12 protein-coding genes are annotated in these 14,206 nt (G+C 49.7%); 6 read left to right on the top strand and 6 right to left on the bottom strand.

The features are described 5' to 3' along the window. Positions 1-10 precede the first annotated feature (10 nt). From ACTHTS_RS00975 to ACTHTS_RS00990, 4 genes are all read left to right on the top strand, one after another. On the top strand, positions 11-334 hold the full coding sequence (locus tag ACTHTS_RS00975; RefSeq protein WP_108700133.1) for a DMT family transporter: 324 nt from the start codon (positions 11-13) through the stop codon (positions 332-334). A 190-nt stretch (positions 335-524) separates the two neighbouring features. After that, positions 525-2,315, top strand: a complete 1,791-nt coding sequence (locus ACTHTS_RS00980; RefSeq protein ID WP_440368951.1) for an assimilatory sulfite reductase (NADPH) flavoprotein subunit — start codon at positions 525-527, stop codon at positions 2,313-2,315. Between the two features lie 449 nt (positions 2,316-2,764). Further along, positions 2,765-3,271: a hypothetical protein gene (locus tag ACTHTS_RS00985; RefSeq protein WP_440368952.1), complete on the top strand. Its 507-nt coding sequence runs from the start codon at positions 2,765-2,767 to the stop codon at positions 3,269-3,271. Between the two features lie 90 nt (positions 3,272-3,361). Beyond that, the gene (locus ACTHTS_RS00990; RefSeq protein WP_440368953.1) at positions 3,362-3,949 is read left to right on the top strand and encodes a hypothetical protein; all 588 of its coding nucleotides are present in this window, start codon (positions 3,362-3,364) and stop codon (positions 3,947-3,949) included. Positions 3,950-4,077: 128 nt separating this feature from the next. Here the strand turns inward: ACTHTS_RS00990 and cysI are convergent, their stop codons facing one another. The 4 genes from cysI to ACTHTS_RS01010 all read right to left on the bottom strand — a co-directional run bounded on the left by cysI (position 4,078) and on the right by ACTHTS_RS01010 (position 7,878). Next, positions 4,078-5,835: an assimilatory sulfite reductase (NADPH) hemoprotein subunit gene (gene cysI / locus ACTHTS_RS00995; protein WP_440368954.1), complete on the bottom strand. Its 1,758-nt coding sequence runs from the start codon at positions 5,833-5,835 to the stop codon at positions 4,078-4,080. Positions 5,836-6,004: 169 nt separating this feature from the next. Then, complete coding sequence (locus ACTHTS_RS01000; RefSeq protein ID WP_003678634.1) at positions 6,005-6,538, bottom strand: inorganic diphosphatase; 534 nt, start codon at positions 6,536-6,538, stop codon at positions 6,005-6,007. An 84-nt stretch (positions 6,539-6,622) separates the two neighbouring features. Continuing rightward, on the bottom strand, positions 6,623-7,087 hold the full coding sequence (gene nudB / locus ACTHTS_RS01005; RefSeq protein WP_440368955.1) for a dihydroneopterin triphosphate diphosphatase: 465 nt from the start codon (positions 7,085-7,087) through the stop codon (positions 6,623-6,625). Positions 7,088-7,224: 137 nt separating this feature from the next. Continuing rightward, on the bottom strand, positions 7,225-7,878 hold the full coding sequence (locus tag ACTHTS_RS01010) for a phosphoesterase (protein WP_440368956.1): 654 nt from the start codon (positions 7,876-7,878) through the stop codon (positions 7,225-7,227). Positions 7,879-7,964: 86 nt separating this feature from the next. Between ACTHTS_RS01010 and ACTHTS_RS01015 the strand changes: the two genes are divergently transcribed. After that, positions 7,965-8,408 carry an RpiB/LacA/LacB family sugar-phosphate isomerase gene (locus ACTHTS_RS01015; RefSeq protein WP_440368957.1) on the top strand — a complete coding sequence of 148 codons (444 nt, stop codon included), beginning with the start codon at positions 7,965-7,967 and terminating at the stop codon, positions 8,406-8,408. Positions 8,409-8,440: 32 nt separating this feature from the next. Here the strand turns inward: ACTHTS_RS01015 and ACTHTS_RS01020 are convergent, their stop codons facing one another. After that, on the bottom strand, positions 8,441-9,919 hold the full coding sequence (locus tag ACTHTS_RS01020) for an RNA ligase (protein WP_440368958.1): 1,479 nt from the start codon (positions 9,917-9,919) through the stop codon (positions 8,441-8,443). Between the two features lie 88 nt (positions 9,920-10,007). Continuing rightward, positions 10,008-11,582 carry a vWA domain-containing protein gene (locus tag ACTHTS_RS01025; protein ID WP_440368959.1) on the bottom strand — a complete coding sequence of 525 codons (1,575 nt, stop codon included), beginning with the start codon at positions 11,580-11,582 and terminating at the stop codon, positions 10,008-10,010. 825 nt (positions 11,583-12,407) lie between these two features. Between ACTHTS_RS01025 and rtcR the strand changes: the two genes are divergently transcribed. Then, the gene (rtcR, locus tag ACTHTS_RS01030) at positions 12,408-14,036 is read left to right on the top strand and encodes an RNA repair transcriptional activator RtcR (protein WP_440368960.1); all 1,629 of its coding nucleotides are present in this window, start codon (positions 12,408-12,410) and stop codon (positions 14,034-14,036) included. The last annotated feature ends 170 nt before the right edge of the window (positions 14,037-14,206 follow it).

A 14,206-nucleotide genomic window follows, 5' to 3' on the forward strand; every position in this document is an offset into this window, starting at 1 on the left:
AGGATATATTATGAGTTGGTTTTATTTAATCTTAGCCGGTATGCTGGAAATCGGCTGGCCATTAGGCTTGAAGCTGGCACAACAGGAAGGCTACCGCTGGCATGGCTTTGCCGCCGCGCTTGCCTGCATCATCGGCAGCGGATACTTCCTTTACCTTGCCCAAAAAAGTATTCCGATGGGTACAGCCTACGCCGTCTGGACAGGCATAGGCGCGGCAGGGGCGTTTTTAGTGGGCGTAGCCTTTTTCAACGATGCTGCCAACTTCGGCCGCTGGCTCGGCGCATTTCTCATCATCTCCGGCGTCGTAGTGATGAAACTCTCCAGCGGAAACTGAAAATCTCGTTTCTATCCAATCCAAGGCCGTCTGAACAGGTATGCTCAGACGGCCTAATACCTTCCCGAATATAACGAAATCATCTTAAATTAAAACCAAGCATTCTTTCCTTTTTTCAGACGGCCTGTTTAAAGTGGCGACTGTCCATTATTCAAACAATCGGTTATAGCCGTCCAACAAAGGAATCCAAATGAGCCAAGCCAATCCGCTTCCACCCGAACTCTCCGTCCAACTCTCTGCCCTATCCCCCACCCAACTTGCCTGGCTCTCCGGCTATTGCTGGGCGCAAAGCCAAAGCATATCCGGAGCAGCAGCCGAACCATCTGCCCTGCAAACAGCTGCCCCGACAGTCAGCCGCCGCGTATTAGTCCTCTCCGCCTCCCAAACCGGCAATGCACGCAGCGTTGCCGAATCCTTACACGCCAAACTTCAAGCCGCAGGCGTAGAAGCCCGCCTCAGCAGCGCAGGCGATTTCAAAAGCAAAACCCTGCCCGACGAAGACATCGTCCTTTTGGTTACCTCCACCCAAGGCGAAGGCGAACCGCCCGAAGAAGCTCTGCCTCTGTACAAATTCATCTACGGCAAAAAGAAACCTGATCTCAACAAACTCACCTTTGCCGTCTTAGGCCTTGGCGATTCCTCCTATCCCAACTTCTGCCAAGCAGGCAAAGACTTTGATGCCAAATTTGCCGAACTGGGCGCAGGCCGTCTGAACGACTTGGGCATTTGCGACTTAGAATTCCAAGCCGATGCCGACGCATGGATTGCCGCCGTCGTACCCAAAGTGGCCGAATTAGCCGCCCAAGCAGCAAGCCCAAGTACAACCGCCGCACCAAACAGCTCAGCCACACCAAGCAGCGGCACCGTATACACCAAAGAAAACCCCTACACAGCCACCCTATCCGTGCGCCAAAAAATTACCTCGCGCGATGCGGAAAAAGATGTCGAACACATCGAAATCGACCTCAGCGGCTCAGGTTTGCATTATCAGGCAGGCGACGCGCTCGGCGTATGGCCGCTAAATGCCGCCAACCTCGTTCAAGAAATCCTTGACCTCAACCAACTGAACGGCAACGAAACCGTCCAACTTTCAGACGGCCGCGAAACCGACATCCACACCGCCCTGACCGAATCCGCAGATATTACCCAAAATACACCCGCCTTCGTCCAACAATACGCCGAATTAACAAACAACGAAGAACTCAAAACCATAACTGCAGATAAAGCCCAACTGGATGCCTACCTCGCCGCCACACCGCCCGTAGGCGTATTTGCCGCCCATCCACACCCACTGGATGCACAAACTCTATACAGCCTCTTCCGCCCACAAACCCCGCGCCTTTACTCCATCGCCTCCGCACAAGACGAAGTCGGCGAAGAAGTCCACCTTACCGTAGGCGTCGTCCGGTTCAACCACCACGACCACACCTACACCGGCGCAGCATCCGGCTACTTGGGCGAACGCCTCGAAGAAGGCAGCGAAGTCCGCGTCTTTGTCGAACCCAACCCCAACTTCCGCCTCCCCCAAAACGGCGACACTCCCATCATCATGATCGGCGCAGGCACAGGCGTCGCCCCCTTCCGCTCCTTTATGCAACAACGCGCCGCCAATGGCGACAGCGGCAAAAACTGGCTCTTCTTCGGCAACCAACGCCTGGCCGACGACTTCCTCTACCAACTCGAATGGAGCGAATGGCGCAAAGACGGCCTCCTTACCCGCGCCGACCTCGCATGGAGCCGCCAAGGCGAACACAAAGTCTACGTCCAACACAAAATCGCCGAACGCGCCGCCGAAGTTTGGAACTGGCTGCAAAAAGGCGTACACATCTACGTCTGCGGCGACGCTACACGCATGGCACGCGATGTCGAAAACGCCCTGATCGAAGTCATCGAAACCCAAGGCAAACTCAGCCGTGACGAAGCCGAAGACTACCTCAACGACCTGCGAGAAGACAAACGCTACCAACGCGACGTTTATTGATTGGATAAACAAAAATAAAGGCCGTCTGAAAGCTGAATTTCAGACGGCCTTTTTAAAGAGCCTGCTCGGATTGTTATCAATTTACCCGGTTTTGCATTATAATTGTGCAAATTTGACTCACTTGAAAGAAAATAAATTGGAAGGATTACAACAACTTGTAGATTTATTGGTGGGTTTTGTCGATTGGATATTGAAATTACTGGCATTCTTGTTTTAAACTACGTTCCATTCTTTTATACATTAAAGACGTATTTCCATCATGCAAACCGCGCAACGCTCTGCTACTTTCTTCTATTGGTACCACACAAACGTGCGGTACTTTTTTGCGCTTGTCTAAAACAGACCAAATTGAAAATACGCAAATTAGAGCCGCCTCATTTGAGCGGCTTTTTTTATACCCACCATGGCCGCTTAAATCCACCCATTTTTAAGAAATAAGGAATACAGCCATGACTGCCTCAACTAAAATCCACAGCCAAACACAAATGTTACACACCTGCCGCATGGTCGTTGACAGCAACAGCCACCACAGCATGCTCAACATGCACACTTTGCCAGATTCGCCTGACAACCTCATCAGCGAAGCCCTGATTCCGCAAGTGCGCACTATCGCGACTTTGATTGCCGCAGAGCGCCACGACTTCAATCAAAGCAGCCCCAACGTTTTTACTGATGAAGCAGATTTCTTCGCAGCGCGTATTTTGGTTTTGGGCGTACGCCGTTTCCATTTGGATATTACCCTGCTGCCCATGCTCAAAACCGCCAACAAACGCGCCGAAGCTTTCGCCAAACGCCATCACATGCCCTTCTCTCCCGCAGAAATGCAAATGTCCCTGCACACCCGCCGCCCTGCCAACCTGCTGATTATCGAAACCGAACACAAAATGCCTGCACTGGGCAATCTGGCCGCCAACAGCCGTGCATTTGCCGCGCAACTTTCCAATATTATTTTGTAAAACTACTTGAAAAACAGGGAAATGGTTTAATATTAGGCAAACACACTCCGCCGAAATCTCGGCAAAGACAAACCTCTCTCAGGAAAAACAATGAAAAAACTGATTGCCTTAGCCGCCCTTTCCACTTTTGCCCTCGCTGCCTGCAAAGACAATACCCAAGCGCAGCTTGAGCAGCAACAAAAACAAATCGAAGCATTGCAACAACAGTTGGCACAACAAAACGGCCAACAAGAAGACAATACGGTTTACCAGCTCACGCCTGAAGCTGTGAAAGACACCATTCCTGCCGAAGCACAAGCCAACGGCAACAACGGCCAACCGGTAACCGGTACAGACGGCCAACAATACATCTACGACCAATCCACCGGCAGCTGGCTGCTGCAAAGCTTGATAGGTACTGCAGCCGGTGCATTTATCGGCAACGCATTGGCCAATAAATTTACTCAGGCGCGCAATCAAAACAGTCCGATTGCCCGTCAAGCCCGTGCCAACTATTATCAAACCGCACGTCCAAACGGACGCACAAGTCAACAGCTGAATACGCGCACCCTGCGTGCCCAACAGCAAAATGCGCAACAACAAAACGCTCAACAGCAACAGCGTTACCGCGAAACTACGCGTCAGCCTTCCAACTACCGCCGCCCAAGTATGGGTCGAGGCTTTGGCCGCCGTCGCTGATTCGGCTGATATTCCATCTTTGATATAAATACGCACAATATAAAAGGCCGTCTGAAAATCAGATTTTCAGACGGCCTTTGGTTTTCTCTATTTTCTTATTGCAGACTTGTCAGGTCTGTTTGTATGCGTTATGCCCAAAAGTCTTGCGGAGCGTCCAATACGGGTTTAACGATGCCGGTACGGATGGCAAAATCGCCAAAACCTTCATCATCTAAACGGTTTCGAGACCAATCTGCCACCCAGTCTTCGACAATTTCAAGGATTTCAGGTTCGGTAATGTTTTCTTTAAACAGACGAGGAATGCGTGTGCCTTCACGGTTGCCGCCTGCGTAAAGATTGTAGCGGCCAACCGCTTTGCCGACCAAACCGATTTCCGCCAGCATGGCGCGGCCGCAACCGTTGGGACAACCGGTTACGCGCAAAACGATGTATTCGTCTTCCAAACCATATTTGGCGAACATTTCGTCAATTTTATCGGAGAATGTCGGCAGGAAACGCTCAGCCTCCGCCATCGCCAGTGGGCAAGTCGGTAAGGCAACACAGGCCATGGAGTTTTCACGCTGGATGGTAATCGATTTGCTGATAAGGCCATGGTCTTTGGCGATTTTATCAATCGTGTCTTTCAATTCGGGCGGTACATTGGCAACCACAAGATTTTGGTTTGCCGTCAGACGGAAGTCACCGGGATGGATTTTGGCAATTTCGCGGATGCCTGTTTTCAACGGCCTGCCGGGATAATCGAGCAGGCGGCCGTTTTCAATAAACAAAGTCAAATGCCAGTTGCCTTCATGCCCTTGTACCCAGCCGATATGGTCGCCGCGATGGGTGAATTTGTAAGGACGGATGGGTTCAAATTTAATGCCTATGCGTCTTTCGACTTCTTCTTTGAACACATCCACACCGACGCGTTGCAGCGTATAGCGTGTACGGGCGGCTTTACGGTCGCTGCGGTTGCCCCAGTCGCGCTGGGTGCTGACAACGGCTTCGGCGGCGTTGAGGGTGTATTCGAGCGGAACGAAACCAAATTCGTAAGAAGTATTCGGATAGGTTTTGGTATTACCGTGTTCGCTGGATAAACCGCCGCCGACCAATACATTGAAGCCCACCAACCTGCCATTTTCTGCAATCGCCACAAAACCCAAATCGTTGGAATGAATGTCCACATCGTTATCGGGCGGAATCACGACGGCAGTTTTGAATTTGCGCGGCAAATAGGTTTTACCCAAAATCGGCTCTACGTCGTCGGCAATTTCTTTATTGCGCGGCTCGGTCGGCTCGGTCGAGAACACTTTTTCGCCGTCCAGCCAAACATCGGCATATGCCATGGTACGCGGCAGAAGGTGCATACTGATACGTGCCGCCCATTCATAGGCTTCTTGGTGCAAAGTGCTTTGCACTGGATTGCTGGTACACAACACATTGCGGTTGACATCGCTGGCTGTGGCAATGGAATCCAAACCAAGTTTGTGCAATGCCTGATGTGCCTGTTTTAAATCGGTTTTCAGAATGCCGTGGTATTGGAAGGTTTGACGGTTGGTCAGGCGGATGGAGCCGTAAATCGTATTTTCACCGGCAAATTTGTCGATACCCAGCCACTGCTGCGGCGTAATGATGCCGCCGGGCAAACGGCAACGCAACATCATGTTTTTTAAGGGTTCAAGCTTTTGTTCGGTACGCTCAGCACGGATATCGCGGTTGTCCTGTTCGTACATGCCGTGGAAGCGGATAAGCTGAAAGTTGTCGGCAGTAAAGCCGCCGGTAAAGTCGTCTTTCAACTCTTCCTTAATCGTGCCATGCAGATAATCGCTGCGCTCTTTCAAGGCTTCGTTGCCGGAAAGCGGTGTATCAGGCAGCTTGGCGCGCGGGTCGGTTGTGGTAGCAGTCATTGAAGCACTCCTTATTTTTGGTATAGGCGTTACTTTAATGAGGCCGTCTGAAAATGAGAAAGAATGGTTTGTTTGTTTTAAAGACGATTTTGTTATATCGGTTTGAAACATAAAAAGGCCGTCTGAACTTTGCTTTCAGACGGCCTTGATATTGGACGGGACAAACCGATTAGGCTTGTTTGTTCCAACGTTCGATGGATTCTTTGATGACTTGTTTCGCTTCTTCTACATCACCCCAAGATTCAACTTTAGTGGTACCTGCTTTTTTCAGGTCTTTGTAGTGGTTGAAGTGGAACTCGATTTGTTTGATCAGTTGTTGCGGCAAATCGGCCAAAGTTTTGTAGGCGTTGCCGTTGTTGCGGTCGTCGGCCGGAACGCAGACGATTTTGTCGTCCACTTCGCCGTCGTCAACGAATTTCATCACGCCGATAACGCGTGCTTCCAGGAAAATACCGGTTGCCAAAGGCTGCTCGGTCACCAGCAATACATCCAATTCGTCGCCGTCTTCGTCCAAAGTTTGCGGAATGAAGCCGTAGTTGGTCGGCTTGGCGAAAATTGCCGGTTCAACGCGGTCGAGTTGGAAAGCGGCCAGTTTGCGGTTCCACTCAATTTTGTGATTGCTGCCCGCAGGAATTTCGTTGACAACGTTGATGATGCCGCCGTCCACGTCGCCCGGGGTCAAGATTTTATTGAAGTCTGCCATGATGGTTTCCTTTGATTTTAAAGAGAGTCAAACGGTGAAAGTATAGCAAACCCAAGGCCATCTGAAAATGTGAAACTGTCGTATTCAGACGGCCTTTTTGGCATTCATCCTTTTGACCAATTCTAAAATTGCGCGTTTATTGGAAGGAGAAAACACTTTTTCCGCCGCTTCTTCCGCGCTAAACCAACCGTAGGCAACGTGTTCGTCCGGTTGTAGGACGATGGGCGTATCACGTGGAATTTGGGCGGAGAAGATGTGTTCACGGTTTTCAAAAACGCCTTTGGGATAGCGATGGCGCCAGTGATGATAGATTTCATAAACGGTGCTGTCGTGCCAGTTTTCCAGCTGTCCTTCTGCAAGGCGGATACCGGTTTCTTCCCACACTTCGCGCCATGCGGTTTCTTCGATACGTTCGCCTTCTTCCAAGCTGCCGGTAACCGACTGCCAAAAACCTTGCGGCGCCGTGCGTTCAATCAGCAGGATATTGCCGTCTTTATCATGCAAAACGACCAAAGCGGAAACGGGATACTTCAAAGGCTTACCGCTCATGACTTATCCTTGCCGGTTTGGTTGGGGAGGCTGATTTTTTGTAGTAAGTAAGCCAAAAGATTTTCCATGTATCACTCAAAAATGGGGAATTGATATTCAGACGGCCTTTGCCGGAAATCCGCAAAGGCCGTCTGAAATTATACCTGATTTAACTGCGCCAGTTTCCAAGACACCAGCTCTGCCGCTTCTTCCGGCGAATTGGCCTTCAACCCTGCTTCGCCAAAATACGAAATTTTAGGCAAATCACACAAAAACTTATCGACGTCTTGCGCCGTCAAAAAGCGGCCGTGCAAATCGAATCCGACATTTAAAGCACGCCCTTTGATTTCCGCCACCCTGTCATGCAAATGGCCGTACAAGTGATACCAGCCCTGATAACAGCCGTCCCACTCCTGAATCGGATAGTGAAAGAGAACCAGCGTATTCTTAATTTCCGGCAATTTGAGTTTCAAATACGGCCGTATGGACGACAGCAGCGGATGGCCGTCATGCTTGGTTTGGCTGCGGAAAAAATCAGCATGCTGCCGAATCACATGATCATGATTGCCGTAAATCAAGTGATGTTGCCCGTTCAAACGCGACAAAACGCGCTCTATCTGCTTATGGTCTTGGGCAAAGGAAAAATCGCCCAAGTTGTACACCGTATCTTCAGGCGTAACGGTTTCATTCCATGTCTGAATTAAAAATTCATCCATCTGCTCCACGTTATCGAACGGTCGAAATTGCGGGCAGAATTTGGCAATGTTTTTATGTGAGAAATGTAGGTCTGATGTGAAGTAGGTTTTGCTCATGCCGTGCTCTCTGCGTTGCAAGCTTGAATCGTATCACGCGTGGGCGTATGCTGAGTAATGTTTATTGTGTGCTTCAAGGAGTTTTTATGCGTTTGGTTATTGCCGCGCCGGCCAACGGCGCAATATTGAAAGACGCGCTCAAAGCGCATCTGCAAAACGACCCGCGCGTCAGCAGCTTGGTCGATTTATCCTCGCCCGAAGGAAGCTATCCGCAACTCTCGTTTGCCGCGGCCGAAGAAGTTGCAGCAGGACGCGCCGACCGTGCGCTGTTGATTTGCGGCACCGGCGTGGGTACGGCAATCGCCGCTAATAAAGTGCGTGGCATACGGGCGGCTACAGCGCACGATTTGCTCACCCTTCGCGGTTCAGTGGAAAACTATAACGCGCAAGTTTTGTGTATGGGGCAAAACGTCATTGCCGCTCCGGCCGCTTGGGCATTGGTCGATATCTGGTTGAATTTGCGCCACGACACAAGCAGCGGCTATGCACCTAAGGTTGGCGAAATCGAAGCATACGAGCGCGGAAAATAAATACGCATTGCCCCATATATTTTCAGACAGCCTTACAACTGTCTCAAAAACGCCTGAATGAACGCGATTTTATCCAATTCCGACATAGCATTGAATGCTTCCTGATGCTCGTGGATGTAGTCGATTAAAGGATAAAATTCTTCATCAACATGGCGTTTGTCGAGTTTGCGGCCGATATTGCCTTCGTTGCTTCGTCCTAAAAACTTGGAAATCAGGTAATACGGCGATTTGAGTTTGAACAGCATTTCGCCGTTTAGGGCATCAAATACCATAAAGCCTTCGTGTTCCACATTTTTCAGACGGCCTTTCAGCTCGCCGAACGTGATGTTTTTCAGCATTTCAGGACGGCGAACGCCGTATTGTTTGCCGATTTCGTCCAATTCCGCTTCAGTAAACTGACGGCCTGTCGCTACATCGATGCAGCCGATTAAGGTTTCCCCCAACTCTTCGCGGATGATGTGTACGTCTTTCGCGTCTGTGATTTCAAACAAAAAAGTATGGTTCGGATAAGCGCGGAACAGGGTTTCGTATTGCGCGCAGTGTGCGGCGGTCATGTCTGCAAACGCGCTGTCAAGCGAGCCGGTGGTCGAATACAGCACTTTGCCGTCAAACGCCGCGCCGTGGGACGGATGGTCGTCTGAAAGCGAGACGAAAGTGCAGCAGCCGAGGAAACCGTTTACTTTTACCACCGCATCCACCAATCTCTCGTCGCTGATTCGGATCGGATAACGGCTGCCTTTGGCAATACGTTCCGAATAATTGAACACTTTTTTAAACGGGCGCACGATAATGCGGTTGTGCGCGTCGATAATCAAACCGCGCATTTCCAGCAGCGCATCGTCGAAGCGGTTGTTATAGAACACGCTGCGTGCGTATTTCAACACGCGCAATTCAGGGTAACGCTTGGATGCTTTGGCAGTAAAGTTACGGCTGCCGTTTTGCAGATAATTTTCGGTGACGAAGGTTTGCTGTGCCTCATCAAACACCAGCGGCTTATGCTCGATAACCTGCATCTGTTCGATTTTTTCTAACTGTTCCGCATTTGCCGGCTGCACGGCCTCGATATGGATTTCGTTTGCCACTCGGTTTTGGTTCAACTTGATATACGCCGCCAACACGTCATGCTCTTTTACACCGTGCAGGTTGGGATAGAAATTGTGCAGTCGATAAACTTCTGTTTCAAAACCGCTTTTCTCCGCCTGATCCAATAAATGACGGCAACGCGAAGCTTTTTGGTTGGTATTGGAATTAATGATCAAAATATTTCGATTCGGATTTTGGCGTCCAAGTCTCAAAGTTTCAGTCATCAAAGCATTACCGCGTTTTTGCGCCTTATCCACCGCCTCGCCCGACCAACGATATTCACCGTATTCATCGGTAATGAACAAATCGTTTTCAATACGGACAACTTCCGCATCCTGATACTGCGCTTTAAATTCCGCGGCTTTTTGTTCGGCAAACGTCGATTTTCCCAAACCTTGATGACCGCGGATTAAGATAAATTTTTGCATTTTGTTTCCTTATTCTTTTTCTCAGCTTACCCTGAATAAATAGGCCGTCTGAAAAATATTTCTACCCTTTTTTCAGACGGCCTTAGCTTTAGTTCACAGCTGCCAACGGCGTTTTCTCAATCTCATCTACCCAGAAATCTGTACCCATGCCTCGTTCGGCAAAGGAACCGATCAGGGAGAATACTTGGTCGGAGAAGCCGCCGATGTTCAAGATATCGTGACGGTTTCGTGCTTGAGCCTTAGTGTAGGGCTGGATATCCAGACAAACGAGTTTGGCTTCCGGACAACGTCTTTTCAGAATATCCCACTCTTTCATCAGACTGGTTTTGCCACCCCATCGTTGGCTGTCATCTGCCCAACTTTCATTGTCTGACACGATGACGACCAAATCCACGTCGGCTTTTTCACGGTTCAACATGGCGAGCGGTGCGCTGCATGCCGTTCCGCCGCCGCCGACATTAGCGAGTTTTTCGGCGTTGGTCATGATGCTGTCGCGCGGGTTGAGCTTCACGTTTACCGTGATTTGTTCAAACGGTATCACGCGGGCTTGCGGATTGGTACGTAACATGGCGGCGGACACGAGCGCGGCAATATCGATGCAGCGGGTTTTGCTGGTCGCGCTGCCGCGATAGCCGGTAGCCGGGCTGTGCATGGAGCCGGAGACGTCCGGACAAACCACGACTTTGCCTTGGATTGCCGGTACGTTTTGTACGGCGGTTTCCATCGCATCTTGCAGGGCTTCGCGGATTTCAGACGGCATTTGGTCAGATGTCGCCTGATACGCAGTCAGCAACTGGTAAGGCAGAACACGGGCGCGGGCAATGGCGGTTTCGTCACGCAGTTTTTCTGCCACCATTTTGATGTTTTTGCTTTTCGCAAATACTTCGTGGCGCAGGAAAGTGTTCAGGTTTTGACGAACCTGCTGCCATGAGCCGTTGCGGGCGATTTGCGCCCAGTCGCCGCTGTTCAATTCTAAAGCTGTAAGCATTTGGAAAGGAACGTTGGGCAATTCGCCTTGGCGGCTTTGTTTGTAGTCTTCAAAAGCGCGGGTAATGGGTGGCAATGCTTCGCGGTCGTACGGTTTGCCGATCAGCCATGCAAACCATGCGGCACGCCATGCTTCACGCGGTTTGGGGTGCACCATTTTGACCACGTCCGCCAGCGACGGCGAATGGCCGATGGCGGCGTTCAACAGTTGTTTTTCGGTGGCGGTCAAAAGCCAAGTCTGCATCAATTTTTTCGGACGGTTGCCGAAAGATTTTCTGCCGACTGCGCCGCTGCGGATAATTTGTGCGAAGTTACGCAACATTTTACCGTTGTCCACTACTTGGTCGAATACGCGGGCGAGCATGTTCACGTCTTTTTGCGCCAACACGGCAAGCAACAGCGCAGGCATATCTTTCATCAAACCTTTTTGACGAGCATATACGGCAGTTTTGGCGATAAACTCGGCATCCAGGCTTTCTGCCAATTTCAACACTTGGTCAAGCTGACTTTGGGCATCGGCATAGAAGGTATTGTTCAGACAACCGGTAGCAGCAAGCTGGGCCAGCTGTTGTTTGGGCGTCAGCGTGTAGGCGATGCCGCCGGCTTCATTATAGGTATCGGTTTTAATCAAACGGTTTTTAATCGATTGAAACAAGGTAGTATTAGCCATTTTCATTTTCTTTCATATTGTTGGTTTGAGGCCGTCTGAACTTGTTTTAGCTTTGTTTTTCAGACGGCCTTGAATGGGGGGCAGTGTGGCGGCTAAAGATGAAGAGAAGCGTTTTTAACTGAAAGCTAATGTATTCTCTTCCGGGCATCCGCCTACTGCCGAAGGGCGACTAGATTTACTAGGATCATTCAGGTTTTAGCAGAAAAGGAATGTAATCCTAATGGCATTCACCCATAAGGGGTGGTACATTGGGCAACAAAGAGTGGAGAAATTTTTACGCGCTCTATCCTCTGAGCTACTCTGCCATAGTTGGCGGCAGAGACGGGATTCGAACCTGCGACATAAGGATATCCATGTTGTAGTTTCCCCAGGCATTTGCCTGCCATATTGGAAAAGGGTGGGCGACTAAATAAACAAGACGTTCAACGTCTATCAGACGAGACAGGATTCGAACCTGTTAATCCAAATGTAGTCTTGTTGGCATTCGCCCTGTAACCACACAGCAACTAAATTTACGGAAAATTTTTCTCCGGTAACTGTATTTCCCGAAGCATCTGCTGTATCGTTACATTCACAACATAGCCAACAGCGTGCCAAGAATAAAATTTTTATAAAAATAATTTTTAATTAATTGAATATAAAGAAAATATATTTTAAAGTAGCTTTTATCGGTAAGAAACGTAGAATACTAAAAAATATATTTATAGATAATTATATAGAAAATAAAATATACAAGGATATATGATGAGATTCGATGATTTGGACAAACGCTTGCGGCTAAATAAACAGCAAATTTGTATTGGAAAAAATAATTTAAAGGCCGTCTGAAACATGAATACTATCCCTAAAAAACAAGTCGCCGTCAGTTTTCTCGGTACGGTGTTGGACAGTGGTTTCGGTCAAGGGCGTTGGCAGAAGTGGCGGCCGAACGTCGCCATGAATCAGCGTCAGGATTTCCATCTTGACCGCATGGAACTGTTTTATGCGGAGAAATACCACGAGCTGGCGGATCATGTAAAAGCCGATATTCAGCAAGTATCGCCGCACACAGTCGTCAATCTCGTGCCTATGGAGCTGGCAAACCCGTGGGACTTCTCCGAGGTTTATACCAAGCTGCACGATTGGGCGGCGAGCTATCCATTTGATACAGAAGAAGAAACCTATCTCACCCACATCATGACAGGTACACACGTTGCCCAAATCTGCCTGTTCTTATTGGTGGAATCGCGTCAAATCCCCGGCGTACTGTTACAAACCGCTCCACCCAAAAACCAAAGACGCAGTATGGAGGACGGCAATGTCGGCAGTTATGAAATCATCGATTTAGACTTGGCTCGTTACGACGTACTGGCAGAACGCCTTGCCGCCGTACGCGATGACGCAGTGCGCTACCTGAAAAGCGGCATTTCCACCCAAAACGCCGCCTTCAACCGCATGATTGCCGAAATCGAACAAGTCGCGCTCAACTCCCCTTCCCCCATTCTGCTTTCCGGCCCGACAGGCGCAGGCAAATCCATGCTGGCACGCAGGATTTTTGAATTGAAAAAAGCGCGCCATCTGATTAAAGGCACATTTGTCGATGTAAACTGCGCCACCCTTCGCGGCGACGGTGCAGCATCTGCCTTGTTCGGCCACAAAAAAGGCGCCTTTACCGGCGCCGCAGAAAAACGTGAAGGCTATCTGAAAACTGCCGACGGCGGCGTATTGTTTTTAGATGAAATCGGGGAATTGGGCTTAGACGAACAAGCCATGTTACTCAAAGCCATTGAAGAAAAACACTTTTATCCCGTCGGCAGCGACAGCGAAGTCAAAAGCGACTTCCAACTCATTGCCGGCACCAACCGCGACCTACGCCACGAAATCCGCGCCGGACGCTTCCGCGAAGACCTGTTCGCCCGCATCAACATCTGGAATTACCTACTTCCCGCACTCGCCAACCGCCGCGAAGACATCGAGCCCAACGTCGAACACCAGCTCGCCCTAGCCTCGCAAGAACTCGGCCGAACCACTCGCTTCAACAAAGAAGCCCTGGCCGCCTATCTCGACTTCGCCCACTCCAACCAAGCGCCATGGCGCGGCAACTTCCGCGACCTCGCCGCCAGCATCATGCGCCTGGCCACACTCGCGCCGCAAGGCAGGATACAGGTAGAACAAGTTCAAGCCGAAATCGAACGCCTCAAATGGTTATGGTCGGAAGAACCCTTTTCGGACGGTCTCCTACATAACAGGCCGTCTGAAAAAGCACAAGACTACCCCGATAAAGTCAATTGGGACACATTGGATTTGTTCGACAAGCTACAACTGCAACACGTTATCGACGAATGCCGCAAACATCCCAATATGGCCGCCGCCGGCCGTGCATTGTTCAACGTCTCCAGAACAGAAAGGGCAAAAGTCAATGACAGCGACCGATTGAGGAAATATTTACAGCGATTTGGATTGGAATGGGGAGATATTTAAGCAGAGTGAGCAAGGAGGTTTTGCAAAGGCCTCCTCATGCTGATTCCCAAAAGTAGCTCATTTTAATAATACTTTTATTATTATTTATAAAAATAAAAGGCATCAATCTGATGCCTTTTATTTTCGTTAACATGAAAAATTAACGTTTATACCAACGTTTGATCGATTCA

The organism is Neisseria sp. P0019.S003 (assembly GCF_051957115.1).
GTDB classification, from domain to species: Bacteria; Pseudomonadota; Gammaproteobacteria; order Burkholderiales; family Neisseriaceae; genus Neisseria; species Neisseria flavescens_D.

Excerpts from the sequence above, each read along its gene's own strand:
- ACTHTS_RS00975 (WP_108700133.1), top strand. The coding sequence starts at position 11 with ATGAGTTGGTTTTATTTAATCTTAGCCGGTATGCTGGAAATCGGCTGG.
- ACTHTS_RS00980 (WP_440368951.1), top strand. The coding sequence starts at position 525 with ATGAGCCAAGCCAATCCGCTTCCACCCGAACTCTCCGTCCAACTCTCT.
- ACTHTS_RS00985 (WP_440368952.1), top strand. The coding sequence starts at position 2,765 with ATGACTGCCTCAACTAAAATCCACAGCCAAACACAAATGTTACACACC.
- ACTHTS_RS00990 (WP_440368953.1), top strand. The coding sequence starts at position 3,362 with ATGAAAAAACTGATTGCCTTAGCCGCCCTTTCCACTTTTGCCCTCGCT.
- cysI (WP_440368954.1), bottom strand. The coding sequence starts at position 5,835 with ATGACTGCTACCACAACCGACCCGCGCGCCAAGCTGCCTGATACACCG.
- ACTHTS_RS01000 (WP_003678634.1), bottom strand. The coding sequence starts at position 6,538 with ATGGCAGACTTCAATAAAATCTTGACCCCGGGCGACGTGGACGGCGGC.
- nudB (WP_440368955.1), bottom strand. The coding sequence starts at position 7,087 with ATGAGCGGTAAGCCTTTGAAGTATCCCGTTTCCGCTTTGGTCGTTTTG.
- ACTHTS_RS01010 (WP_440368956.1), bottom strand. The coding sequence starts at position 7,878 with ATGAGCAAAACCTACTTCACATCAGACCTACATTTCTCACATAAAAAC.
- ACTHTS_RS01015 (WP_440368957.1), top strand. The coding sequence starts at position 7,965 with ATGCGTTTGGTTATTGCCGCGCCGGCCAACGGCGCAATATTGAAAGAC.
- ACTHTS_RS01020 (WP_440368958.1), bottom strand. The coding sequence starts at position 9,919 with ATGCAAAAATTTATCTTAATCCGCGGTCATCAAGGTTTGGGAAAATCG.
- ACTHTS_RS01025 (WP_440368959.1), bottom strand. The coding sequence starts at position 11,582 with ATGAAAATGGCTAATACTACCTTGTTTCAATCGATTAAAAACCGTTTG.
- rtcR (WP_440368960.1), top strand. The coding sequence starts at position 12,408 with ATGAATACTATCCCTAAAAAACAAGTCGCCGTCAGTTTTCTCGGTACG.